At 61.5% G+C, this 24,977-nt stretch carries 23 protein-coding genes and 1 pseudogene; 5 read left to right on the forward strand and 19 right to left on the reverse strand.

Features of this window, described 5'->3' with window-relative positions; genetic code table 11:
- Nucleotides 1-3: 3 nt before the first annotated feature.
- Nucleotides 4-928: pseudogene (locus tag FHR73_RS03665) on the reverse strand (transporter).
- A 65-nt stretch (nucleotides 929-993) separates the two neighbouring features.
- Nucleotides 994-1,962 carry a helix-turn-helix domain-containing protein gene (locus FHR73_RS03670; RefSeq protein WP_183629612.1) on the reverse strand — a complete coding sequence of 323 codons (969 nt, stop codon included), beginning with the start codon at nucleotides 1,960-1,962 and terminating at the stop codon, nucleotides 994-996.
- Between the two features lie 183 nt (nucleotides 1,963-2,145).
- On the opposite strand from FHR73_RS03670, the gene FHR73_RS03675 reads away from it, so the two are divergent.
- A complete protein-coding gene (locus FHR73_RS03675) occupies nucleotides 2,146-3,138 on the forward strand; it encodes a dienelactone hydrolase family protein (protein ID WP_183629613.1) in 993 nt (330 codons plus the stop codon).
- A gap of 314 nt (nucleotides 3,139-3,452) precedes the next feature.
- Entirely contained in the window at nucleotides 3,453-3,902 is a 450-nt protein-coding gene (locus FHR73_RS03680; protein WP_027599759.1) for a DMT family transporter, read from the forward strand.
- Nucleotides 3,903-4,033: 131 nt separating this feature from the next.
- Here FHR73_RS03680 and FHR73_RS03685 read toward each other — a convergent pair whose 3' ends face one another.
- The 12 genes from FHR73_RS03685 to hemA form a co-directional block, all read right to left on the reverse strand.
- A complete protein-coding gene (locus FHR73_RS03685; protein ID WP_183629614.1) occupies nucleotides 4,034-4,936 on the reverse strand; it encodes an allantoinase PuuE in 903 nt (300 codons plus the stop codon).
- Nucleotides 4,937-4,986: 50 nt separating this feature from the next.
- Nucleotides 4,987-5,856: a MurR/RpiR family transcriptional regulator gene (locus tag FHR73_RS03690; RefSeq protein ID WP_183629615.1), complete on the reverse strand. Its 870-nt coding sequence runs from the start codon at nucleotides 5,854-5,856 to the stop codon at nucleotides 4,987-4,989.
- Between the two features lie 35 nt (nucleotides 5,857-5,891).
- A complete protein-coding gene (locus FHR73_RS03695; RefSeq protein ID WP_183629616.1) occupies nucleotides 5,892-7,127 on the reverse strand; it encodes a cysteine desulfurase-like protein in 1,236 nt (411 codons plus the stop codon).
- Nucleotides 7,128-7,147: 20 nt separating this feature from the next.
- Nucleotides 7,148-7,882 (reverse strand): amino acid ABC transporter ATP-binding protein, encoded by a 735-nt coding sequence (locus tag FHR73_RS03700; protein ID WP_311628884.1) that lies wholly within the window; start codon nucleotides 7,880-7,882, stop codon nucleotides 7,148-7,150.
- Nucleotides 7,879-8,556 carry an amino acid ABC transporter permease gene (locus FHR73_RS03705; RefSeq protein ID WP_183629617.1) on the reverse strand — a complete coding sequence of 226 codons (678 nt, stop codon included), beginning with the start codon at nucleotides 8,554-8,556 and terminating at the stop codon, nucleotides 7,879-7,881. Before FHR73_RS03705 ends, FHR73_RS03700 begins: the two co-directional genes overlap by 4 nt.
- Nucleotides 8,557-8,620: 64 nt before the next feature.
- Nucleotides 8,621-9,397 carry a transporter substrate-binding domain-containing protein gene (locus FHR73_RS03710; RefSeq protein WP_183629618.1) on the reverse strand — a complete coding sequence of 259 codons (777 nt, stop codon included), beginning with the start codon at nucleotides 9,395-9,397 and terminating at the stop codon, nucleotides 8,621-8,623.
- A 560-nt stretch (nucleotides 9,398-9,957) separates the two neighbouring features.
- A complete protein-coding gene (locus tag FHR73_RS03715; protein ID WP_183629619.1) occupies nucleotides 9,958-10,896 on the reverse strand; it encodes a LysR family transcriptional regulator in 939 nt (312 codons plus the stop codon).
- Between the two features lie 16 nt (nucleotides 10,897-10,912).
- Nucleotides 10,913-12,112 (reverse strand): MFS transporter, encoded by a 1,200-nt coding sequence (locus tag FHR73_RS03720; RefSeq protein ID WP_183629620.1) that lies wholly within the window; start codon nucleotides 12,110-12,112, stop codon nucleotides 10,913-10,915.
- Nucleotides 12,113-12,181: 69 nt separating this feature from the next.
- Complete coding sequence (gene asnB / locus FHR73_RS03725; protein WP_183629621.1) at nucleotides 12,182-14,038, reverse strand: asparagine synthase (glutamine-hydrolyzing); 1,857 nt, start codon at nucleotides 14,036-14,038, stop codon at nucleotides 12,182-12,184.
- Between the two features lie 18 nt (nucleotides 14,039-14,056).
- Entirely contained in the window at nucleotides 14,057-15,127 is a 1,071-nt protein-coding gene (locus FHR73_RS03730) for a Gfo/Idh/MocA family oxidoreductase (RefSeq protein WP_183629622.1), read from the reverse strand.
- A complete protein-coding gene (locus FHR73_RS03735) occupies nucleotides 15,124-15,624 on the reverse strand; it encodes a GNAT family N-acetyltransferase (RefSeq protein ID WP_183629623.1) in 501 nt (166 codons plus the stop codon). Before FHR73_RS03735 ends, FHR73_RS03730 begins: the two co-directional genes overlap by 4 nt.
- Nucleotides 15,624-16,856, reverse strand: a complete 1,233-nt coding sequence (gene hemA, locus FHR73_RS03740; protein WP_183629624.1) for a 5-aminolevulinate synthase — start codon at nucleotides 16,854-16,856, stop codon at nucleotides 15,624-15,626. Before hemA ends, FHR73_RS03735 begins: the two co-directional genes overlap by 1 nt.
- 153 nt (nucleotides 16,857-17,009) lie before the next feature.
- On the opposite strand from hemA, the gene FHR73_RS03745 reads away from it, so the two are divergent.
- A complete protein-coding gene (locus tag FHR73_RS03745; protein ID WP_183629625.1) occupies nucleotides 17,010-17,852 on the forward strand; it encodes a helix-turn-helix transcriptional regulator in 843 nt (280 codons plus the stop codon).
- Between the two features lie 67 nt (nucleotides 17,853-17,919).
- On the opposite strand, the gene FHR73_RS03750 is transcribed toward FHR73_RS03745, so the two are convergent.
- Complete coding sequence (locus tag FHR73_RS03750) at nucleotides 17,920-18,279, reverse strand: histone-like nucleoid-structuring protein, MvaT/MvaU family (RefSeq protein ID WP_183629626.1); 360 nt, start codon at nucleotides 18,277-18,279, stop codon at nucleotides 17,920-17,922.
- A gap of 1,656 nt (nucleotides 18,280-19,935) precedes the next feature.
- Between FHR73_RS03750 and FHR73_RS03755 the strand changes: the two genes are divergently transcribed.
- On the forward strand, nucleotides 19,936-21,168 hold the full coding sequence (locus FHR73_RS03755; RefSeq protein WP_183629627.1) for a glutamate carboxypeptidase: 1,233 nt from the start codon (nucleotides 19,936-19,938) through the stop codon (nucleotides 21,166-21,168).
- Nucleotides 21,169-21,233: 65 nt separating this feature from the next.
- On the opposite strand, the gene FHR73_RS03760 is transcribed toward FHR73_RS03755, so the two are convergent.
- Complete coding sequence (locus FHR73_RS03760; protein ID WP_311629219.1) at nucleotides 21,234-22,223, reverse strand: endonuclease; 990 nt, start codon at nucleotides 22,221-22,223, stop codon at nucleotides 21,234-21,236.
- Between the two features lie 231 nt (nucleotides 22,224-22,454).
- On the opposite strand from FHR73_RS03760, the gene FHR73_RS03765 reads away from it, so the two are divergent.
- Nucleotides 22,455-22,649, forward strand: coding sequence for a hypothetical protein (locus FHR73_RS03765; protein WP_183629629.1), 195 nt, complete (start codon nucleotides 22,455-22,457; stop codon nucleotides 22,647-22,649).
- A 123-nt stretch (nucleotides 22,650-22,772) separates the two neighbouring features.
- On the opposite strand, the gene FHR73_RS03770 is transcribed toward FHR73_RS03765, so the two are convergent.
- The 3 genes from FHR73_RS03770 to FHR73_RS03780 form a co-directional block, all read right to left on the reverse strand.
- The gene (locus tag FHR73_RS03770) at nucleotides 22,773-23,027 is read right to left on the reverse strand and encodes a DUF2790 domain-containing protein (protein WP_183629630.1); all 255 of its coding nucleotides are present in this window, start codon (nucleotides 23,025-23,027) and stop codon (nucleotides 22,773-22,775) included.
- Nucleotides 23,028-23,195: 168 nt separating this feature from the next.
- Nucleotides 23,196-24,374, reverse strand: a complete 1,179-nt coding sequence (locus FHR73_RS03775; protein WP_260175589.1) for an MFS transporter — start codon at nucleotides 24,372-24,374, stop codon at nucleotides 23,196-23,198.
- A 77-nt stretch (nucleotides 24,375-24,451) separates the two neighbouring features.
- Nucleotides 24,452-24,940 (reverse strand): DUF3237 domain-containing protein, encoded by a 489-nt coding sequence (locus tag FHR73_RS03780; RefSeq protein ID WP_183629631.1) that lies wholly within the window; start codon nucleotides 24,938-24,940, stop codon nucleotides 24,452-24,454.
- Between the last annotated feature and the right edge of the window lie 37 nt (nucleotides 24,941-24,977).

The following is a 24,977-nucleotide window of genomic DNA, read 5'->3' on the forward strand; positions in this document are numbered from 1 at the left end:
TCCTCAGAAGCTGTGGGAGAGCCGTACGGCGAAGGCGTAGCCCTCGGCGCGGTTGCGGGCATCGACTTCCTTGTAGAGGTGCACCCAGACCGGCGGCAGGCCAGGCTGGAAGAAGCTCAGCGCCGGTCCCAGCGCCAGCACCCGCGCGCGATTGCCGCGGGTGAGGCCGGGGGCGTCGTCGTCGGTGAGCTGGCGGTAGTAGTAGCCGCCCAGGCCCAGGGTCCAGGGGCCGAGGTGCTGGCCCACGGCGAATTCGTGGCGATATTCCGTGCCGCTGCGGTAGTCGGTAGCGTCGTTGCGGCTGTTGAAGTCGGCCTGGAAGCTGGACGAGACCTCGAAGCCCGCATCGCTGATGTAGCTCAGGTTGAGCATTGGCGAGACGGTCCAGTGGTTGGTGCCCGGATTCACCAGCCGCCGCTTGTCGTAGTCCCCGGTAGGCGCCTGCACCTGGAACCAGAAGTTCACCCCCAGGTTGGGAAGGCTCCCATTGCAGGATCAGCGGAACGACCTGGATGTCGGCCTGGCGAAAGAGGTCGGCGCTGTCGGCAAACACCGGCACGCCGTTGGCCTTGACGGTGAGGTCCGCGTACATCCTGAAGAAGGGCTGGACCCCGCCGAAGCCGTAGCGGGCCCCCAGGACCCGGGTATCGGTCATCCTCAGGTAGGCCAGGCCCAGGGAAAGGACGTCGATGGAAAAGTCATTGCCGTTGTCGCGGCCGTGGCTGTCGCGGATGGAGGTGGCGCGATAGAAGTTGCTGCGCAGGCCCAGGGTGCCGTGGGGCGTGGGCGGAGGGGTGAAGCCGGCGCCGAAGTCGTAGACGCCAAAGGCGGTGGTGGGCGAGCCGCTCTCGGTGGCGAGGCTGGCGGTGGTCATCCCCAGCGCGGCGAGGCCGCCGGCAAGGAGCTGAAGCGGACGGGTAACGCTCATGGAGTTCCCTCTTCTTATTGGCCACTCGAGCCTGAGGGAAAGCCGCTACCCGTCGTTAGCCAGATTCAGCACTTCTGCGTGGCGGCCTTGCGGGTGGCGGAGGGCAGTTGCCCGAACAGCCGCTGGTAGTCGCGAGCGAAGCGGCTGAGGTGACAGAAGCCCCACTGGGCGGCGACGTCCTGCACCGATTCGCCTGCCCCCCGGCGCAGGGCGCGATGGGCCGCGTTGAGGCGCAGGGTACGCAGATAGGCCACCGGGTTGAGGCCCAGCGTCTCCTGGAAGCAGTACTGCAGCTTGCGGCGACTGGCGCCCACCCGATTGCACAGTTCGAGGATGCTGGGCGGCTGGTCCGGATGCGCCAGGGCGTATTCCCGTGCCCGCCACACCATGCGCAGCCGCGCGCTGGGCGCCAGCTGCTGGGGTTCCCCCGTATCGAGTAGGTCGAGCAGGTGCATCAGCACGGTATCGCGCAACGCGGTGCGCGCGCGCGGATGCGCCAGCCAGGTCAGGCTCCGCGCCTCGGGCGCGAAGAGTGCCTGGGCCAGCCGCGCCAACGCCAGGTAAACCCCTCCCGCCGGCAGCCGATAGCAGCCGGGCAGGTCGCGTACGCTCAGGCTGCTGCGCTGGCAGGCCAGCAAACGCGCCATCTCGGCTTCCTGCAGGTTGATGCAGAGCAATTCGAGATTGGCCGGAGTGCGCAGCTCCGGCAGGTCGTCCCCGCGCGCCACCAGCAACTGGGCTTCATGCAGGGTATGACCGGCGCAGTGCAGGGCGCCCGCGTTCCGCATCGGCAGGCTGAAGGTCAGGGTATCTCCCTGGGCTTCGCCACTCTTGAGCATGGCCTGGTTGGATCTGTCTCGCAGCAGGCTGAGGTCGTCCAGGCAGAGATCGCTGAGCTCGCCCTGGAAGCGGCCCGCCGACAGCTGATCGTATTGCATGCGCCAGCCCTCGACGCAGAGCGCGTGCTCGTCGATGTCACCGGTATACCGATGCCGGACGCGCGGCGGTAACGCGAGGGAGCCGTCTTGGTGCATTTAGGAAACCTTTTGGGTAGCCAAGGGCCAGTGGCGCTGGAGCTACAAGTTTCGTACCTCAAGGCAGGATTACAGGCCAAAGGTGCCAATTCTGGCTAGTGCGGTTTGTTCTGCTCGCGACCACTCTTACAGCGCGACGCCGATTGGCTACCCTGGGAAGACCCAACAAGAAGGATGCAACCGATGCGCTATCTGTCCGCTGGATCTTTGCGCTCCTCGCTCGCGGTCATTATCGGCCTGGCCAGTGCCACGGCCTGCGCGGCCGCCTCGCCGGCAATCGATATCCCCGCGCGCCAGGAGGTGCTGACCTTCACGTCGCTGACCCTGAGCGATCAGCAGTTCCTGACGGGGGACCAGGGTGGCCGCCAGGTCCTGCTCGGTGGCGTGCTGTCGCTGCCTCCCGGCGAGGGCAAGGTGCCGGTGGTCATTCTTCAGCATGGCTCGGGAGGGGTGGGTGCCAACATCACCTATTGGCAGCGGCAGTTCAATCAGGTCGGCATCGCCACCTTCGCCGTGGATGGCTTCTCCGGCCGGGGCATCACCAGCACCGCCACCGACCAGGCCCAACTGGGGCGGCTCAATTTCGTCCTGGATGACTATCGCGCCGGCGCCCTGCTCGCGCGGCACGCGCGGATCGATCCAGGCAAGATCCTGCTCATGGGCTTTTCCCGCGGCGGGCAGGCGTCGCTCTATGCCGCCATGGAGCGCTTCGACAGACGCTGGAAAAGCCAGGATTTCCAGTTCGCCGGCTACCTGTCGTTCTATCCCGACTGCTCAATCACCTTTCGCGAGCAGAGTCAGGTCGTCGCCAAGCCGCTGCGCGTCTACCACGGCCTGGCCGACAACTACGATCCCTATTCCCGCTGCGAGGGTTATTTCGCGGCGCTCAAGCAGCAAGGGGCCGACCTCGGGGTGCATACCTATCCCCATGCCGAGCATGGCTTCGACAGCCCCTATGCCTGGAGTCCGGTGGTGGTCGCGAAGGGCAGCCAGACCGTGCGTGATTGCCGGATCGCTGAGAACGCCAGGGGCGAGTTGATCAACCAGCAGACCGGCAAGGTCTTTTCCTACCAAGACAGCTGCGTCGTGCTGGGGCCCAAGGTCGGGCCTGATGCGGAGGCGACCCGGCAGGCCACCCGGGATGTCCTGGCGGCGGTCAAGGCCATCGTCAAATAGGCCTGCCCTGGTTCGGCCGGGATCTGGGAGAAAGGGTGCCTGGGCCAGGCAGGCACCTGACGCCGACGTCGACCCTGGCGGAGGAGGGCGCAGGACCGCAGCGGGCTTGCGCGCGAATCGCCTGACGGGACCGGCTTCGAACCAGACGGCGGTCAGGCCCGATGGTCGAAAAAGCGGCCAATATCCCGGTGTAGAGCCTTCAGGCACGAGCGAGACGGCACTTTTACAAGATGTGTCCAGTCGTAACTCAGGCCTCGCTCGGCCACTGAATCGGCCCCGCGCCTCCTCCATGCTCCGCTCCGAGACGACTCCTGATGAATACTGCGAACTGGGCTTATATCCTTATCGTCGTTGCCGGATTCCTGCAGGCTGCCGGTGCGGCCATGAACGGCTCGCTCAACAAGGCGCTGGTCAATCCCTGGCTGGCGACCTCGGTGTCCTTCGTGATGGTCACCTTCGTCGCAATCGGGCTGTTCATCTGCATGCCCAGGCCGCTGCCCTCGGTGAGCCAGATCGGCGACATGCCCTGGTGGGCACCCCTGGGTGGTATCGCCGGCGCGGTGGCGGTCTTCGCCGGTCTGCTGTTCATCCAGCGCCTCGGCGCGGCGCCGGTGAACGGCGTCACCATCACCGCCAACCTCATCGCCAGCCTGGCCATCGATCACTTCGGCCTGTTTTCCATGGAACAGCATGCGGTCAACGGCTGGCGGCTGCTGGGCGCGATCCTGATGATCGCCGGGGTCGTCCTGATTGCCCGGTTCTGAAGCGGCACCCCGATGATCCCTGGCGCGGGGCGGCTCCCGCGTTCCCGGCCAGGAGCGCTGTCGTCACCGCGCCTGGACGGTGACGACCGCGTGGCGACCTTCGATGCGCCTCCAGATGCGCCGGGATCAGCCTAGCCGTCAGCCCTTTCCAGCCAGGCGCGGGCGATCTCTTCGCGGGTCGCGAACCAGACCCCCTCGGACTGCCTGGCGTATTCGATGAACCTCTTGATCGCCCGGACCCGTCCCGGACGGCCCACCATGCGCGGGTGCAGTCCGATCGACATCATGCGCGGTCCGGTCGCCGAGTCCTCGTAGAGAACCTCGAAGCTTTCCTTCATGTATTCGAAGAAATCCGAGGCCTGGGACAGGCCGGGCGAATTCCAGTAGCGGAAGTCGTTGACGTCGGCGGTATAGGGCACGACGAGATGGCGCCTGCCCTCCACCTCGACGAAGTAGGGGACGTCGTCGTTGTAGGCGTCGGAGTCGTAGAGAAAGCCGCCTTCCTCGGCCACCAGCCGGCGCGTGTGGATGCTGGCGCCATAGCGGCAGTACCAGCCGACCGGCCGCTTGCCACAGGTGCGCTCGAAGGATTCGACGGCGAGGCGGATGTGCTCGCGTTCCTCTTCTTCACTCAGGCGGAAAACTTCCTCCCAGCGATAGCCATGGCTGCAGATTTCGTGGCCACCGGCGACGGCCGCGTGGGCGACGTCGGGATTCTGTTCGAAGGCCACCGCACAGGCATGGAAGGTCGCGCGCACCGACTGCTTGTCGAGGATGTCGAGAATCCGCCAGATGCCGACGCGGGAGCCGTATTCGTACATGGATTCCATGGCAAGGTTGCGGGTGCCGGCGGGGATGGCGTAGCTGCCCCATTCGGTCATCGACTCCTGGTCCGGATCGCCCATGGCGAGCGAGCGCTCGGAGCCTTCCTCGTAGTTGATCACCAGGCTGATGGCCAGACGGGCGCCGTTGGGCCAGGTGCCTTGCGGGCGTTGTCTTCCATAACCCACCAAATCGCGTGCAGGTGACAGCATCGGGATCTACTCCTGAAGTGATAGTTGTGAACTACAAGGTGAGCGCGGGCTCAGCAGTCGATGTCCTTCAGTCGTTCATGATCGAAGGTGCAATCGGTATCGCCCTGGCTGAAGGCGAGCCCCATGGCCAGGGTCTGGGCGATGCAGAAGGAGGCGGTGAGGGAGCGAAAGCCGAGCAGCTCTGCATCGTTGACCTCTATCACCGTCTCCGCCATTTTGCCGATCGGACTCAACACGGTGTCGGTGATGGCCACCAGGGTCACGCCCGCCTCGCGCGCCTGCCGGCAGGCCTCGACGGTATCCTTGGCGTAGGGCGGAAAGCTCACGGCGATCAGCAGATCGTCATCGGCGATGGCGCTGACCTGTTCCGGCAGGGTGCCGCCACCGCCGCTGATCTGCACGGCGCGGCGGCCCACCCGGCTCAGGGCGTAGCTCAGGTAGGCGGCCACCGGGAAGGCCCGGCGCAGGCCGATGACGAAGGTCGTGCGCGCGACCTGCAGGTGGGCGATGGCGGCTTCGATATTGGCCTGCTGGTCGCCTTCCGCCAGGTGTTCCAGGGACACGATATTGGCCTGGCTGAATTCCCGCAGGATCGCGCCGACGTCACTGGGATCGTCCAGCAGCTTTTCTCCGCCATAATGCCGGATGCGTTCGCTGTGGGTATCGGCGGCCTGTTGCAGCGGCGCGCGAAACAGCCGCTGCAGATCCTTGAAGCCGGCGAAACCCAGCGCCTGGGCCAGGCGGATGTAGGCCGCCGGGGCGATGTTGGAGCGCCGGCCCAGCTCGGCGACCGTGCTGAGGGCGATCTCGTGCGGATTGTCGATGAGGAAGCGGGCCGCATCGCGCAGCCGCTCCGACAGGTGTTCGTGCTGGGCGGCCAGGCAGTCGCGCAGCTCCGCAAGGGTTTCCGGTAAGGCCATGAAAAACGCTCGGCAGAGGAAAGTGGAGGCGCCGGTCAGCGCAATTCGGTGATTGCCTGATCCAGCGCGGCGATGAGACGGTCGATCTCTTCGAGCGTGTTGTAGTGCGCCAGGGATACCCGCACTACCCCACCCAGGGGCGCCAGGCCCAGGGCCTCGATCAGGCGTCGGGCATAGAAGTCGCCGAAGCGGATGCCGATGCGCTGCTCGTCCACCTTGAGCACCACGGCTTCCGAGCGCACACCTTCCACCACGAAGCTGATCGTGGGCACGCGCGCCTGGACGCTGGTCTTGCCGATGACCCGAACCCCAGGGCACTGGCGCAGAAAGTCCAGCAGCCGCTCGGCCAGGGCATCTTCCTGGATCTCGAAGGCGTCGAATGCTGCCTGCATCCGCTCGCGCTCGCTACCCTGAGTGCCCAGTCTGTCGGCGATGTCGAGCAGATAGTCGGAGATGCCGATGCAGCCGAAGGACAGCTCGTAGTTGACGTTGCCGGGCTGCAGTTTGTAGGGCACCACGTCCTGGCCGATGAAGAAGTGGTTGAGGCTGGGAAATTCCAGCAGCAGGTCGCGACGGCCCCAGAGTACGGCGAAGTGCGGGCCGAAGGTCTTGTAGAAGCTGTAGACATAGAAGTCGGCGCCGCTGGCCTGCACATCGACCAGCCGGTGTGGCGCATAGGCCACCGCGTCCACGCACAGCTGCGCGCCGACCGCATGGACGCGGCGGGCGATCTCGGCGACGGGATTGATCGAGCCGAGGATGTTGGAGGCGTGGGTCACGGCCACATAGCGGGTCCGGTCGCCGAGCAGCGCCTGCAGGTCGTCCAGTTCCAGTTCGAGGCTGTCGGGATCGACCTGCCAGACGCGCAGGGTGGCGCCGCGGTCTTCGCAGAGCCGGACCCAGGGGCCGATGTTGGCCTCGTGGTCGCAGTTGGTGACGATGATTTCATCACCGGGCGCGATCGAAGGCGCGATGGCGCGGCAGAGTATCTGCAGCAGGTGGGTGGTCGAGCCGCCCATGATGACTTCGTCGGGATGGGCCGCGTTGATCAGTTGCATGACCGAGTGCCGCGCCTGCATCACCCGTTCGCCGGCCGCGACCGAGGGCGGGTAGGAGGCGCCCAGCTGGACGCTGCTGTTGAGCAGGTAGTCGGCCACCCGGTCGGCGACCCCTTGCAACACCAGGGAGCCGCCGGCGTTGTCCATGAAGACGTAGTCGCCGGCCAGACCGGGAAACTGCTTGCGAACGTATGCGATATCGAGGGAATTCACGCGACTCTCTCCAGCCAGGATCAGTGGTGCAGGATGGCCTGCAGGAAGGCCCGGGTGCGGGGTTCCTGAGGGGCGGTAAAGAAGGGTTCCGGGGTATTCTGTTCGACGATGCGGCCGCTCTCCATGAAGATCACCCGATCGGCGACGCGCCGGGCGAAGCCCATTTCATGGGTCACCACGACCATGGTGACGCCCGAGCGGGCCAGGTTCTGCATGACGTCGAGCACCTCGCCGACCATCTCCGGGTCCAGCGCCGAGGTGGGCTCGTCGAAGAGGATGGCGCGGGGCTCCATGGCCATGGTGCGGGCGATAGCGACCCGCTGCTGCTGGCCGCCGGACAACTGGCTCGGGTACTTGTGGGCGTGATCGCCCATGCCGACCTTGACCAGCAGATCCCGCGCGCGGGCGTGGACCTCGCGCCGGCTCAGGCCGCGCACCCGGATCGGCGCCAGCGAGACGTTGTCGAGGACGCTGAGGTGGGGATAGAGGTTGAAGCTCTGGAAGACCATGCCCACTTCGCTGCGGATACCGGCGAGGCGCGGTCCGTTCTCGACCCGTTCGCCCGCCACGCGGATATGGCCCTGCTGGTAGTTTTCCAGCAGGTTGATGCAGCGGATCAGCGTCGACTTGCCGGAGCCGGACGGGCCGAGGATGACCACCACCTCGCCTTCCTCGACCTGCAGATTGATGTCGCTCAGCGCCTGGAAATTGCCGTAGTACTTGTCGAGGTGTTCGATGTCGATCAGGGTGCTCATGCGGTCTTGCCTCCGGCGCCATTGCGTCTCTCGACCCAGCTGACCAGTTGCACCATGGGCAACAGCAGCAGCAGATAGAGCAGGGCGGCGCCCACCAGCGGGGTGGGATTGGCCGCCAGGGCCTGGGCCTGGGTCGCCTGCTTGAGCAGGTCGGGCATCGCCACCACCGAGGCGAGGGCGGTGTCCTTCATGACGTTGATGCAGTTGCTGGTCATGGGCGGCAGCACGATGCGGATCGCCTGGGGCAGCACGACGTCGCGCATGGTGTCGAAGAAGCTCATGCCCTGGGCGGCCGACGCCTCGAACTGACCGCGGGGAATGGCTTCGATGCCCGAGCGGAAGATCTCGGCGCTGTAGGCGCAGGACACGAGGGAAAGCGCGCTGGCCGCTGCCGCGAAGGAGGACAGGCGGATCCCGACGAAGGGCAGCGCGTAATAGATCAGGACCAGCAGGACCAACAGCGGGATGGACCTCATGATGTCGATGTAGGTGCGCGCCAGCAGCCGCACCGGCGCGTAGGAATACAGCCGCAGCAGCGCCAGCAGCAGTCCGCCGACCAGGCCCAGGACGATACTCACGAGGCCCAGCAGAACGGTCACGCCCAGGCCCCGGATCATCAGGGGGAGCGATTCGACCAGCACGTTCCAGTTGAAGAAGGTTTGCAGAAGATCCATGGGATACCTCGGTCACTGCCCGGGGCGAACGGACCTCGCCCCGGGCATGCAGCTGCGGCAGGGCTTACTTGGGCGCGGCGGAGACCTTCAGGGTGCTCGACTCCTTGTCCGCCTCGGTACCGAACCACTGCTTGTGGATGGCGCCCAGGGTGCCGTCTTCCTTCATCTTGCTGATGATGTCGTTGACCTGATCGCTCATGGGCCAGCCCTTGGCGTGCATCAGCGAATAGCGCTCACCTGTGGGGATGCGGGCGACGATGGTGAATTGCGGCTTGTCCTTGATGTAGTAGAGGACGGCGGGGATATCGCTCAGGTAGCCATCGATGCGCCCGGAGCCCAGGTCCAGCATGGCCGGTGACAGCCCTTCGTAGCGCGAGACGTCGGCGAACTTGTATTCGTTCTGGTGCTGGCCGATCCACATGTCGCCGGTGGAGCCGGTATCGACACCCACGACCTTGCCGTTCATGTCCGCCAGGCTTTTCACCTTGGACTTGGTCAGGGCGGTCAGCGACTGGTCGCTGTCGAAGTAGGGTTGGGCGAAGGCGACCGATTCCAGGCGTTTGGGCGTGATGGTGATGGACGAAATCGCGATGTCGACGCGTTTCGACTGCACCGCGCTGAATAGCCCGTTGAAGGGAATGTTGACGAAATCCACGCTCTTGCCCGCCCGCTTCGCCACTTCCTTCACCACATCGACTTCGAAGCCGACGAAGTCCCCCTTGGCGTCCTGGAACTCCCAGGGCACGTTGCCGACATTGGCCCCCACCGTCCAGTCGGCCGCCCAGGCGGGCAGGGCTACTGCGGCGGTCATGAGCACGCCCAACGCTATCTTCGCTTTCATCTTCACTCCCTATTTTTCGGTGCGGTCAGTGGCTTTTTCCTTACGACGTCGGATCGAGAGTAAGGCTGTGAAATAATTTATTCAACAATAAATTTTATTGGATTTTTTGCTCCAAAATCGTGCGAGATCTTCTTGTGGGTGCCTCGCTTACGAGTTTGGAGGTTGGTTTTGACGGGCAATACGTAACTAAAAGGCCCGCGCCAGACGTCTCTGGCTGCTGGTAGTGTTCGTGCGTGAAAATGATGCACAAAACGTTCGTCTCAAGCGTTTGGGGCACTTATTGCAATAATATTTTTTGGGGCGAAGTCGTTTGATACTAGGAGCCAATGACGTGCTTGCTAATGGACCGGCAGTACTTGATAACGCAGAGACATGCTGATGGGTATCAAGCAAGTGCTGGCTTGCTTCACCTAAAATCATCCGCCCCGACGAGGTGGAAGAAGCTCCGGTCCCATCCAGGATAAATTTGAATGTGATGGGACCGGTTACCCCTCGGACTTAGAGGTAGGTTTTGTCAGCTACCCTGGTGCGCGTAGACAGGGCGCAGATCGACCCTCTTCCTAGGTGCATTCCGCGAGATCCCGTTTTCCCAGATGGTTCGCCTGATCAGCGACTACGTTATCGCCAGGTGACAACCTGTCTATAAGCCTCAAAACAGCCGTATGCCCCGGTGTCTGCCGATGAAGCAGATAGGTTGTCATGACAGCCGATTGATCGTCTAAGGGCCTGACTGTGACATCAGTGGTAGGATGCTCAGCCAGTTTGGTTTGGCTGCCAAACCCAAGGCCGTAACCTGCTGCCACCAAGGCCAACATTAAATCCAGCGTGGGGACCTGATGCGCGACTCGAGGGCAGGCGTCATGTTTGCATAGCAATCGCTGCAGTTTTCGCCACATACCTTGGCAGACGTGCGGATCACACAAGACCAGCGGATAATTCAAAACGTCTGTAAGTGGTACGCGGGAATATCTGAGCAATGGGTGTCTCGACGGCACCACAATCATCATGGGATCCCGCCATAATTTCGTCACAGTAATGCCAGGAAGCGAGTCGGTGGATTGCGCAAGCCCTGCATCGAACAGTCCCTCTGCTAAGCCGCGCAGTTGCTCGCCCAAAGGTACCTCAAACAGCGCTATTTCAACTTCAGGCTCTTCCTCGCGGCTACGAGCGAGCATCTCGGTCAGTCGCGCCAAAGGAACACCATCCGAGAGTGCGATCCGGAGCCGGCCTCGATAGCCTGCAGCAGCGCTACGGGCTTTGGCTTTTGCTTGCTCGACGAAGGCGATGATCCGTCGTGCTTCCTCGAGCATCATATGGCCAGCCCAGGTAAGTTCAGTCCTTCGGTTGGAGCGGTCAAACAGCTGCACGCCTAGGCGTTCTTCCAGCTCCCGAATGGTACGGGACAGCGGCGACTGCTCAATATGCAGTCGTGCCGCCGCCCGGGCGAAATGACGTTCTTCTGCCACGGCAATGAAACAGCGTAAGTGGCGCAGTTCCATAGCCATTCTCCTGCTGTTAGCGCTTGGAATCGAGATAGGCATGATTGAACACCGTGCTCTTTCGTCGTAGCAGGAACAATTGGGCAACGGCGCCAAGCGCGGCAACGCCGGCAGCGTAGAGCGCCAGACTACCGACAGGTTGTTCGAGCAGTAGAACAAACCCGCCTGCAGCCGCACCAAGGGCGCTACCCAAGTACAAGGCTGATTCATTCAAGGCCACTGCAAGGTTGCCATCACCATGGTGTTGGCGCGCCCGGATCAGTTCGTTGTTCTGCGGTACCTGCAGGGCCCAGCCGACCGCGCCCCATGCGGCAATGGGCAGCATGACAAGCCACTGATTCAACTTTGCGGTTTGAGGAAGAAAGAGCAGCGACAGTGCCAGAACGACCATGATCCCTAGGGTCAGCACCGCACCACGAACGCGATCAACCAAGGGGCCAATTAGGAAGCTTCCTAGTACACCTCCGATACCCCATACCCAGAGATAAGGCGTAACAGACTGGATACCACCGTAGGCGGGGTCAGACAGCAGAGGGGCGATGAAGGTATACATGCCGAGGCTGGATACGGCCGCTAGCAACGACACGAGCAAAATGGTCAGGACTCGGCCGTCACCAAGCATGGCAAGTTTTTGGCCCAGGGAGCTGGCAGTCGCTTCGGGCAGCGCTGGTAGACGCAAGTAAAGACCCGCCCAGCTCACAGCGCCCAGTACCGTGATCAACCAAATAGCTGCTTGCCAACCCCACTGGTCAGCCAATAGCAAACTCAGAGGTACACCCAGCACTACACCACTGGCCATCCCACCTAAAATTACGGCTATACCTTTGCCGCGGCGTTCCGGAGTAGAGAGCGATGCGGCAGCAGCAATGCCCATGGCGAGGTAAACACCGGCACCGATACCGGCGATTGCGCGGCAAACCACAAGTGTCAGAAAGCTATCAGAGAGGGCGCTTCCTGCGTTTGCCAGTACGAAGACCAGTAGAGCAAGTAACAGTCCGGCACGCTGCCGGCTGGGGGGCACGAGGGCGACGAACACGGGCGAACCGATGCCATAAGCAAGGGTAAAGGCGGTAACCAGTTGAGCCGCCATGGCCACCGATACTGAGAGGGAGCTTTGGATGAGCGGGATGAGCCCTGCTGTCACATAGGAGGCCATCCCAAGGGCGAATGCGCCCAGGGCGATGAGATAGGTGGGTGACGTACGATTTGAAGGCATGACAAAGTCCTCACGGAGGTGAGTCGGTGAATAGGAAGTGAAGGGGCGACGCGGCGGTCGCCCAGGTAGCTAGAAAAGCTCGACGCTGACGTCGTACTCGCGTAGCCAAGTATCAAGCCCGACCGCGAGCTCCATACCCATGCGGTCATACATAGGCGAATGGGCGCCAAGGGGCCTTTCTAACGCTGCCTCTACACGGGTGAAGTCGAGGAAGGAGCGGACAGGCGCATTCGAGTCATCCCGGATAGCGGCTAGAGCTCTGCGTAGCCCTTGCTCGTAGGCGGGATCTTGTGTCGAGGGGTAGGGGCTCTTCACGCGATCGACGATGGACGCTGGCAGAAGGTCGCGTGTCGCCGCGCGCAAAATGCTCTTTTCTCTACCGTCGAAGGCCTTCATCTGCCAGGGGATGTTGAATGCATATTCGACCAAGCGGTGGTCACAGAATGGCACCCTTACTTCCAGTCCAACCGCCATGCTCATCCGGTCCTTGCGATCTAGTAGCGTCTGTACAAAACGGGTCAGGTTGACGTAGCTCATCTCCCGCATCCGGCGATCACCGGCGGCCTCACCCGGCAAGTCGGGCGCTTCAGCAATAGCCTGCGAATAGCTGTCCTGCAGGAAGCTGTGCATATCCAGATGTTTTAGCAGTCCTGGATCGAACAACGTCTTGCCGTCGAAATACTTTTCCGTCACGGAAGTCAACCAGGGAAAAGTGCGCGCTTGGATGGCAACTGGATCGTGGAACCAGCGGTAGCCGCCGAATACTTCGTCTGCGCTTTCTCCGGACAAGGCGACAGTAGAATGCCGTCGGACCTCTTCAAAGAGTCGGTAAAGCGACGGCCACATATCGCCCCAAAAGGCGGGAGGTAGGTCCAACGCTCGGATAACCTGCGCTCGCAGCTGCGGATCGGCAAGTTCCCGACTGTCTAGGATGACCTCACCATGGTGGGACTGGATCTGCTGCACTAAGTCCTTCACGAAGGGTGCATCGGCCGTGCCTCGAACAGCATCGCTTGCGAAGCCCTGGCCATGATCAGCGAAATCCAACGAGAAAGAACGGATGTTCTCTTTTCCCGCTGCAAGCAGCTTGCGCGATGCCAGCGCTGTGATGATAGAAGAGTCGAGTCCGCCTGAAAGCAGACTACACAAGGGCACGTCCGAAACGACCTGACGTTTAACGATGTCTTCAAGTAGATCACGTGTATGGCCGATGGTCTGATCTAACGAGTGCTCGTGCTCCCGTGCTTCAAGCTTCCAGTAACGCTGCCGTTGCAGACCACTGCGGGCAATCCTGATCCATTCGCCGGGTAGCACTTCGCGCATGCCAGCAAAGATGGCCTGCCCTGGGGTTTTCACCATCTCAAGAATTTCACGCAGACCGTCTGCTTGAATCTTGCGAGGTACCAGAGGGTTCGCCAGCAAGGCTTTGGGCTCGGAGCCAAAAATCACGCCATCGGCAGTTGGAAAGTAATAAAGCGGCTTGACCCCCATCCGGTCACGGACCAGTAGCAGTTCTTGCTTGCGTCTGTTCCAGATCGCGAAGGCGTACATGCCATTGAGTCGTTCGACGAAGTCATAGCCCCACTCCAGATAGGCGTGCAGGACTACCTCGGTGTCGCTGCGAGTTTCGAACTGATGTCCGAGTGCTTGCAGATCACGCCGGAGGTCCTGGAAGTTATAGACCTCGCCGCTGTAGGTGATGGCTACCGCTTCAGGGTCGTTGCCGAAGCCTGCCGTCATTGGCTGGCGACCGCCTTCGAGGTCAATGATGGAGAGGCGTCGATGTCCGAGTCCAATAGGTCCATCAATCCATAGGCCGCCCGCGTCAGGTCCTCGTCGCGTCATCGTTGCGGTCATGCGCTCCAAGATAGAACGCTGGAAGTTAAGATCTTGGCTGAAAGACAGCCAGCCAGTAATGCCACACATTGGCGGTCTCCTTTGAAATCAGCCCAAAGTTTCCAAGTCACTCGTTTCCGGCAGCAGGCTGCGGTTCCCGTAAGGGACATAGCAGGCCGGAGCAGGGCAGCGGGCTGAGGACTCAATCAGGTTAAGCTGGTGCTGTAGAGCGATAGCCGTTTGCAGGTCGGCAAAGGGCTGTGAGGGCATCTCGCGAAGGGATACCCATCGCACTACGTGGCGGCAGAGGCGACTCAGCTTGTGTAGGGTTTCGAGTCCGGGTTGGGCAGGGCTAAAACACTGTTCATCGATCAGTTGCTCCCGCCCTTGATCATTGCGCGTCCAAATTCGCAGGTGATCCTGATCCCAGGACGGCGTATCGAAGACGAGGCGCGCCTGAATGACTCGCTGTTCTTGATCGATGAAGCTGAAGTCCACCGTGCGCTGACGCATGATGTTCACGAAGCTGGCATAGCCTGCGAGTGTGGCCTGGCCCAACGTTCCGGTGAGAGAGACGGTATCCAGCACGGAATGTCCGGAAATCGAGAAGTCCGAACGTACTCCGAGCACATCGTGAATCTGCAAAGGATCAGCAGAGGAGCAGATCCACGACACCAGATCCAGCGCATGGATGACTTCACTGGTGACACCGCAGGTAGGGCGGTAGTCATTGAGCCGGTCCTTACCCCAGTGAAAGCTGGCCCTCACCAGCGACCAACCCTGTGCGCTGATCTGCCGACGCAGAGATTGTGTGGCGGGTGAGTACCGTTCTACCAAGTCCAAGGCAAAACCACTCACCTGACTTAGCTGCTCGGCAACAAGTGTCAGGTCGTCAGCGGGAGTAACGAGTGGTTTCTCGCACAGCACGAAGCCACGATATCCGCTTAGCTCCGCCAAGATTCGTGCATGACTTTCATCGTTGACGCTGACCACGATGATGTCGGGCTCGAAGTGATGAAGCGCGGACGCCACCGTAGGAAAGAATGGCAGTTCTGGTGCCTTGGGTTTCCGATCAATATACGCCAAGCGCAAGGGCATGCCAGTACTGACGGACAGGTGTTCAAAGGCACGCCAAAAACGATGACCGGCATAGCCCAGACCGATGATCAGGACGTTCATGGCCGGCCCTCCGCACGTACCAATAGGACTTCGCCAGTCGAGGCGAATCCGAGCCTCTGGTAGAGCGAGGTAGCAGCAGGCGTAGTTTGTAGAGCGACTGAGTTCACTTGGCGCGTCCTGAACCAGTCTAGAAGCCGCTGCATGAGTGCCTTTGCGATACCGCAGCGGCGTAGCTCAGGCGCTACGGCAACCGATTGAACCCAACCCGAGCGGCCATTAAGACAGTCGGGAGCCGGGGCACGGTCATCAATGATGCCTGTGGCGCAGCCGAGTATGGCTTGGGTGTGCTTATGCTCAGCGCACAGGATGAGTACCCGATCTGACACTTCAAGACAGGTGGCCAGCCAAAGCGGGTAGGCCCTGCGCCAACGCTCAGTGTCTGCAGATGTACGGCTGGCGTAAGGCGCTCCGCCGGCATCGAGTAGATGGGCTCTGAGCTCGATGAGCGCAGGGATGTCGTCAGGCGTAGCACGACGGATGTCGTAGGAGATGCTCATCACGCAACCTCCGCACCAACCCGCTGGGAGGCAAAAGGAATGGCGAAGTGCTCGAAGGTTTCCCGTAGGGCAAGGGCTAGTTGCTCAATCTGCTCATCGCTATGGTTGGGCGTTGCGTTAACGCGGAAGCGTTCCGTGCCTACGGCGACCGAAGGAAAATTGATCGGCTGGAGATAGATGTGATGGGTTTGCAATAGGCGTCCTGCAGCCGCTTTGCAACGCTCGGCATCGCCGATTAGTACCGGCAAGATGTGGGTGCGTGAGCAGGGCATGACGGGGATGTCCTGTTCCAGAAGCTTGCCGCGCAGCTTGGCGGTATGCGCGTGCAGTCGCTGCCGTTCTGCGTCACTGTCCTTGAGGTGTTCGATACTCTTAAGGCAGCCCGCCGTTACCGCGGGCGGCAGCGACGTGGTGAAGATGAAGCCTGTTGCGAAGGAACGTACAGCATCGATGATGACGGAGCTTGCGGCGATATAGCCACCGATGACACCAATGGCTTTAGCCATAGTGCCTTGGATAATGTCTACCTGCTCCGCAACGCCTAGTTCAGCCGCAACACCGGCACCCCTAGGCCCATACATCCCTACCGCATGTACTTCGTCGAGGTAGCTTAGAGCGTTGTATCGCTTGGCCAGCGCAACAATTTCTCTAACGGGTGCGACATCGCCGTCCATGGAGTAAATAGACTCGAAGACAATGATCTTGGGTCGGTCATGGGAGTAGGTTTGTAGCAGTTGCTCCAAGTGCTCGAGATCGTTGTGCCGGAAGATATGGCGCTCATTCGAAGTTGAGCGGATGCCGTTGATGATCGAGGCATGGTTACGCTCATCACTGATCACCACGCAATCGGGCAGCTCCCGCAGCAGACACTGTAGGGTGGCCTCGTTAGACCCGAAGCCGGTAGGAAACACCAGTGCCGCTTCCTTACCGTGCCAGTCGGCCAAGCTTTGTTCTAATTGTCCGTATAACGCATGAGAGCCCCCAATGTTGCGCGAACCTCCCGAACCTGCACCGTAGGCATCCAAGGCCTCGTGCATGGCGCTCCGTACCTTGGAATGCTGGGACATGCCCAGGTAGTCATTGCTGCACCACATCACGACTGATGATTGCGAACCGTCGGCCAGGCGAGCCAGAGGGTAGCGGCCACATAAGCGGTCCAAGGTTGTAAAGGTGCGGTACTGGTTAGCCTGTTTGAGGGCTTCCAACTTCTGATGCAAGAGCGTGTTGTACATCCGTTTGACTCCTAGACAGTAATAGCAAGCGCGTCTGTTCCTCCTCGCGCGACAGCCCTGACATAAGGCACTCGGCGCCAGGACGCGCTATTCTTCGCACCCTTTTAAGCCTGTTACAATTTGGTTGCTTATACTGTTACTAGGAGTAATGGCATGCCGGCGGCACGGTCTTTGGAACGTTCTCGGATTGAGCTTGCAGAGTTTCTAAGAAGTCGCCGGGAGCGGCTGACGCCTGAAGAGGTTGGGTTGCCTTCCGGCGGGCGACGGCGGACACCTGGGCTACGGCGTGAGGAGGTAGCGACGCTGGCACGAGTGGGTCTCAGTTGGTACACCTGGCTCGAGCAGGGCCGAGAAATCAGCGTGTCCTCGACTTTTTTGGACAATCTATCCCGTGCACTCAAGCTCGATGCCACGGAGCGTCGTCATCTCTATCTACTCGCCCAACAGCGGCCACCGTGTGAGCCCGGCAGGACGTGGTGCGTAGTTCCGCCCCTGATTATTCGGTTGATAGAGGATTTGGATGCTCGCCCGTCCTACGTTTTGAACCTGCGCTGGGATGTGTTGGTTTGGAATGGCGCGGCCGACCGACTGTTTGGCTTTTCGGAGCAGATTCCTGAGCGACGTAATTTGCTTTGGATGCTGTTTACGTCCAAGCGGCTACGCCAGCTTCTCGACCCGTGGGAGAGCCAGGCAGTCCAGATCTTTTCGAGCTTCCGGCGCGATTTTGTTCAGGGAACCCAAGACGCAGACATCGTGGGACTGGTAAAGGACTTGGAGCGGGTAGCCCCAGAATTCTGTGACTGGTGGAATCGCCAGGACATCCATGGGCCCTGCCAAGGGATTCGATACTTCCGACTCGATGGAATAGGCCAGATGGTGTTTGAGCATACGACGCTTACAGTAGATGTGGACCGACATCTACGGCTGGTTTACTACGCTCCACACCTGGATGGGGCACAGAACGTGACGTTCGAGCGCTGGCTTAAGGAAGGTTAGAAAGAAGCTCAAGTCACGAAGCCAAACGACCTGGCTGCGGAGTATCCATGACCAGGTCGCCTCTAGACTACAACTGCAACCAGCTTTCTACTGTTGCAGCGCCATACTCGGCCTTCCACTGCTTGAGTAGCTTGTGGTTGGCGCCTCGCGTCTCGATAGTCGCGCCAGTATCAGGATTTCGATAGATCTTGGTGCGGCGGGGCCGGCGCTTTGTTTTCAATTCTCCTTTGATTTGAAGGGCCATGCTAGGGTCAGGGATTGCGAAAACCTCGTTGGCGGTAAGCTGATACTCCGCCATTAGGGATTTGAGCTTTTCAGAAAATTCCAGCTCCCGCGTTAGGCTTGTATCGGCCTTCATGGATTCCAGTTTTTGAAGTTGTTCACGAAGTGCGTATTCAGCGCGACGAAAATCTGCGAGACGTGACATGGCGATTGTCCAGCTCCAATATTGATTTATAAGCGTTACATGCCCTCAGCGCTTAGCGCTGCTCCGGACCGCGACCGCGGCGGTGCCAGCATCTTATTCGAGGTATGGGTAAAGTGGCTGACTGAAATGGTCTACTTCAAGACCTATTAGGTCTTGAAAAATGGGGGCAGATTTTAATGGGTGGGGTGTCAGCGCCTCAGCATTTTGTAGGCGTAGCTTCGCCGTGCTTGTCAGGCTTCGATACGCGATCCGATTGAGCGAAGCAACTCTACGCTGACACATTGATGCTCCCCAAAACCACACGAGTCCCTATGCTACGAAACCTAATGGCTCTACAGCGCTATGAATACGCACTTGAGCCCTATTGGTTTTTGTTAGACATCCATCGGTTCTGGCCAGTCGCTTACCAGGCTTGCTAGCAATCGCTCGGAAATCGCTAGGGTTGTGGAAGACGTGCTCATCCCTGTCGTAGAGCGAGAGGCGGCCGTAGTCTTACCAGAGATCGTTGAAGGATTGACCCTCAAGAGCAGCACGTAACCTGACCTCACATACTCTAATTGAGCTGGCCTTCTTCACGTGTCGTCAGCTATCCCCCGGGGATAGCTCGAATCAGCAAACGTGGTCGTTTTATACCTAGTCCACGTAACGCGACGCTATAGGACCCCTAACGACCTGAGCTATCCCCGGGGGGTAGGTTGGAGCCGCGCAAGCGATTGGCGACCCAAGCTATCGAGCTATCGAGCTAGCGCGATGCTAGCGGTGCCCTCCAACGACCTGAGCTATCCCCAGGGGATAGTTCAGCATGGCACGCGCGATTGACCGCGGCAGTAATCGAGATATTTCGTTGGCATGGAACATCAAGCTATCCCCAGGGGATAGCTCGGGGCAGCGTACGCAGTCAGTCGCGGCAGCAACCGAGGTCCTCGAAGGACTCGGATGAGTGCTACAGCCATATGCGAAAGCCCTATCTTTAGGCAAGACCAACCTATCCCCTGGGGATAGGTCGTAGGGAGCGTAAGCTCCACTGAGCTTAAGATAGCCTGATTGCTAGATTGCTGCACCCGTACAGGTCAGTGCGCATAGGCCCAGTGAGAGAGGTTCCGGCAAGACCGTCCTAGTACGTATTTATATCTTTATACGTACTGTACGTACAGTACGGTCCTTCTTCGGATTCCGAATGCTGCATTCACAGTCGGGTATCGGCTCCTGCTTCGGAATCCGAAGCCTGTATCGGGTCTGGCTAAGCGGTACTGTCTTCGGATTACAGGCCACTACGCTTTGTTATCGAGCGTATGTCCGTTTTCTTGATGGATGCCTGGATTCTAAATAGCGTCGGATCTCGTACTCGTCGAAGGATTGCCGTCAGCGCTGCGGAGGAAAGGCTATTTATCCCTGCGTAGTTGCGGGTCTGCCTGAGAGCTACTTTTGGATAGCAGTCATCAAGGGCCAGCGAAGGGATGAAAAATCAAGGTGTGCAGCGAACCCGCCCTTGATTAGAACTGGCAGTCCATGGGTAGCCATTTCTCAGTGTCGGTCTGGTATTACTAGCTATGAGATGCTACGGGGAGAAACACCCGGTAAGTTTCGATTTCCTCTATGTCCTTGTTGCGACTACAGTTGTCTGACTAATCCAACAAGGCCAACAAGGAAAATCCGATGTCCGCTCCGTTCTTGCGCACCACCCTCGCTGCCGTTCTCACCTGCTGCATCGCCGTGCCCGCCAGCGCTGCGCTCGATGCGCGCATCCAGACCGCCGCGGAGCAGGCCAAGGCGCCGACGCTCACGTTGCTGGAGCAACTGGTGAACATCGACTCGGGCTCCGGCTACGAGCCGGGCCTGACCGAAGTGGGCACGCTCGTCAGCGCGGAATTGAAGAAACTCGGCGCCACGGTGCAAGAGGTGCCCAATACCGCGCCGGATAAGAGCCAGCACCTGATCGCCACGCTCAAGGGCAGCGGCAAGGCGAAGATTCTCTTGCTGGCCCACATGGACACGGTGTTCAAGGAGGGCACGGCCAAGGCCCGGCCGTATCGCACCGATGAGAAACGCGCCTATGGCCCGGGCGTGTCCGACGACAAGGGAGGCATCGTGGTCGCCCTGGCGGCGTTGGAAATCCTCAAGAAGCTCGACTTCAAGGACTACGGACAGATCACCCTGTTGCTGGACGCCAGCGAGGAAACCGGCTCCCAGGCGGCCACCGAGCTGATCGCCAGCACTGCCAAGCAGCATGACGTGACGCTGAATCTGGAGCCCGGTCGGCCGGCCGATGGCCTGGTGGTATGGCGCAAGGGCAGCGCCACCGCCGTGGTGGAGGTCAAGGGCAAGTCCTCCCATGCCGGCGTCTCCCCGGAGCTGGGGCGCAACGCCGCCACCGAGGTCGCACATCAGGTGCTGCAGCTGGGCAACCTGGGCGACGCGGAGAAGAAGACCTCGGTCAACTTCACCGTGATCGAGGCGGGCGAGCGCATCAACGTGATTCCCGATCACGCCGTGGCCAAGGCCGACGTCCGCGCCGCGCTGCCCGAAGAATTCGACCGGGTGGAAAAGGACCTGGCGCGGATCGCCGCCAACAAGCAGATCTCTGATACCGAGGTGACCACCCGGCTGGAGCGCGGCCTGCCGCCGATGCCGCAGACCGCGGCGAGCGATCGGCTGCTGGCCATGGCCCAGGGCATCTATGGCGAGCTGGGTCGCACGCTGACCGTCGAGGGCAGTGGCGGCGCTGCGGATGCCAGCATCGCCGCCGGTGCCGGCGTGCCCACCCTGGACGGCTTCGGCATCGTCGGCGGCAAGCTGCATACCGCCGAGGAATATGTGGAACTGGACAGCGTAACGCCGCGCATCTATTTGCTCACCCGGATGCTGGTGGAGTTGTCCAAGGCGCAGTAGCTGCCAAAGCGGTTCAAGACCCCTGGGTGCTGCAGGGCAGCGCCCAGGGGGCAGCGATCAGGGCCTCAGGGCGCGCAATTTCCTGCCTTGGTGAAGCCTGCCGCCTTCGCCTCGGCTTCGGAGGCGAACCTGACCTGGTTCTTCGGCGACACCTGCGCGTAGCTCGGGCAGCCTTGCGGCAGGTGATAGACGTGACTGTTGCGGTTGCCGATGATCGCGCCCTGGCTGGCCGCGGCGGGGCTATCGCGCTTGGCCGGTGCCGAGGGTGCCGAGGGTGCTGACGGCGCTGAGGGTGCTGGCTTGGCTGCCGGAAGCGGGCTGACGATGCCGTCGCCAACTGGCTGGTAGCCCAGCGTCCAGTGCCGCTCGCCGGACACGAAGGGATTGCCATGGCCCATCACCGCGGCGATGCGGCTATCCCGTTCGCGTTCCCAGGCAGTGACCGGCTGCTGCTTGTCCCAGGCCATGAGCAGTTGTTGCTGCTGGCGCGACATGTTCAGGCCGTAGCGATCGAACATATAGAAGGTGACCCGGGCGACCAGGCCCTTGACCTCGTCGCGCGGCTCGGCGGCGCGTTCCTGGAAGTCGATCTTCGTCGTGCACCGACCGTATTGCGGCTGCACGCCCTGGGCCATGCCGTAATTGAAATTGGCCCGGTCCCCATTCACCTCGCCCACGGCGGGGTAGAGGTTGAAGAGGTCGGCCTCCATGGCGCGGAACACCGGGTCATCCGCCACGCAGTGTTCCCGTCCGCCGTTCTGCCAGCACTGGCGCTGATGACCGAAGGTCCAGGCCGGCACGATGTGTTCCCACTCGGTGCGTTCGCCGCGGGTTTCCTGCTTGCGCGCCTGGAAGCCGCAGGAACCGGCATCGACTCGTCCTCCGGACTTGCCGACCCACTCCCACTTGCAGCCGCAATAAAGGTCGCCCTGGGCGCTGGTGTTCTGGTCGAAATAGACTTTTTGTTTGGCGATTACCTTGGCTTCGACAAAGGTATCGGGCGCTGCGGCGAATGCGGAGGAGGCCAGCAGCGTGGCCAGGAGGAGCGAAAGCAAAAGGCGCATGAATCTTCACGGGGTTATTTAGGGCGCCAAATTGTAAAGCTTTTGCCTGGTTGATGGCGGGTGAAGGATGCGGATTCCTAAGGGAGGCGCTCTAGCGCCAGGGGTCTGGAAAACACCGCGTCGGAACGCGCATTCAGCAACAATGAGACTTGCTACGATTTGTGAACCAAATCTCAAAAACTTGTCTCATGACGCAATCTGCAAATCTGTTCGGAGTTTTCCATGAATGGCCCCAACCCCTGCTGTGACCTGGGTGGCATGAGCACCTCGGTGCTGGAAGAGGAGCTGGCTGAGCGAAAGACGCGTCTGGCCCAGGCCCAGGCCGATGCTCAGTGCCAGTTCCTCTCCTATGCCGACGATCACGCCTGTATCGCCGTGCTGGAGCGGGCTTTGGCCAAGGCCTATCGGTTTTTCTAGCGTCCGGCTGCCGGCGCCTGGCGTGAGGCGCCCGGATTCCAGCGCAGGGAGGTGCCTGTTCAGGCGCTCCCTTGGTCGGCGCGGCGGTGGCCGCCGCGCTTCGGCACTGGGTCGAACAACGCCTCAGTTCTGGTTGTAGCAGCCGTTGCCAGACACCAGGTAGTCCAGCTCGTGCTCCCGGCCGGCGTGATCCAGGTAATCGAGGCGGGCCGGCACGATTCCGCACTGGGCGTCGAGGTCGGTCTGGCTGACGACCTTGGCGACGTCGAGCGGGACGAAGAAGCCGGGCTTGTCGTGAACCAGAGCGGGATGATCGGGAGCAGCCAGGGCGGAGCCGGTGGCGAGCAGGCCGAAGAGGCCGAGCAGCAGCGCTTTCATGGAGAGTCCTCTTGAAGGGGTGGGTAGCTATTCGCTGACCGGGCCACTCTAGGAGGACAGGGGGGACACCAGCCTGACCGGCGGATGACAAATCGGTCATGGAGGTTGTCGCCTGGTTGCGCAGAAGGCCGAGAGATCCGCGCGGACCTCTTACCAGGCGCCCAACGCTCAGACCGAGCAGTCCAGCGCCTTGCCCGGCACCCGGCGCCGTCCGCAGGACAGCATGACGATCACCAGGACGCAGCCGATGAGGATGGCCCCTGAGGACAGCACGAAAAGGCTGCGCCGGTCGTTACCTTCGATGATCAGGCCCAGCAGGGTCGGCGCCGCCGCGGCCGAGGCGACCTGCACCACGCCGACCAGCTTGGTCAGGCGACCGCTCGGATCGTGGGTTACGACCGACGACATGTAGTAGGACAGCGCCAGGTTCCAGCCGAAGTTCATCAGGAACACCGCGATCATCAGGTCCGAGGCCGTGTGGATGCGCGTGGCCAGTAGGTAGATGGCGCCCAGGACGGCCAGGGAGCCGGTGAGGATCATGGGCACGCGGCCCAGCTGTCGCCCGGCTACGCTCGGCAGCGCCGCACCGGGGAGGCCGCCGAGCAGGCCGATGCTGATCGCCCAGCCGCTATCCACCGGTGCCACCCCGGCGTCGCTGGCGATGCCTTCGACGAAGCCCCACAGCGAATAGATCGACAGCTGCAGGAACATCATGCCGAGCAGCGAGCAGACGCCGATCATCGTCAGGCCAGAGCGCAGCGACGCCTGGGAGACGGATCGCTCTTCCGGGCTCTGCCTGGCCGGCAGGCAGAGGCTCATGAGGCAGACCAGGGCGAACCAGGCCGCCAGGTAGTAGATCGCCCCGGCGAAACCCTGCCATTGGGCGATCATCGGCATGATCACCGCGCTGCTGGCGAACAGGGCGGTCTGCACGAACAGCAGGATGCCGAACGACCTGTCCTGCCCCGGCATGCTGCCCAGCCAGTAGATGGCATAGGAGTAGAGCACGCCCGAGCAGAGGCCGGAGAGACCGCGCAGTGCCAGCAGCGGATCGAGAGTGGTGACCCCAGCGGTCGCGGCGTTGGCGAACAGCAGCAGCAGGGCCACGCTCAAGGCGAGGGTGCGCGGGCCGAGGACGCGGATCAGCGGCAGGTACAGCAGCGTTCCGACGACTGAGCCGCACATCTCGACGGACAGGGTCCAGCTCTGCTGCGCCAGGGTCAGGCCCAGGCGTTCGGTCAGCAGGCCGATGAAGATCGGCTGCACGCCGATGACGAGGATCGAGGCGGCGGCGATAGCGATGCACGCGGCGCGTACCAGGGTCTGGTTGGCGATGGTCATGGTCATGGTCATTTACCTGCCGGCTCGGCCACCGGATGGCCTGCCGCTTCAGTGAAAAGCCTTGATGCGATAGGGGTGGGCGGTTAGGCGAGGCGATAGCAATGGATGGCGACCTGGTCGATGGCGGGATAATCCACTTTGCCGATCATCACGCTGCGGGTCAGCCAGTCGAGCCTGCCGCTGGCCACCTGGAAGCGCGGCGAGCAGCTGCACCGGTAGTCCTCCTCAGCGATGGGCCAGATGCCCTGGTCGACCTGCGCGTGCCCTCTGTCACTGAAGGTGATCACGCCGGTGTTGTGGATGTTGATCCACTCGCCCTGATCGCTGAGCAGGCTGTAGCGCGCGTCCAGCTCACCCACGCCGTCGCTGCGCAGCAGATAGAAATCCGCGCCGCCGGCGACCACGTCGCCGCGCACGTTCAGGCCCTCGAAATGCCCGCCGGTGATCCGATAGTTGCTGCGCTGGCCATCCGTGCAGGCGCCCAGGCCATCGGCCGGATCGATGAGGACATGCAAGCTCAGCACCCATTCCAGCGTCGGTACGGCGATTCCGGTCGTTGTCTTGGTATTCATCACGCTCTCCTGTGCCCCCGGGGGGCAGTGGTGGCTG

This window comes from Pseudomonas sp. AS2.8, from assembly GCF_014190935.1.
In the GTDB taxonomy this organism is placed as follows: Bacteria; Pseudomonadota; Gammaproteobacteria; order Pseudomonadales; family Pseudomonadaceae; genus Chryseomonas.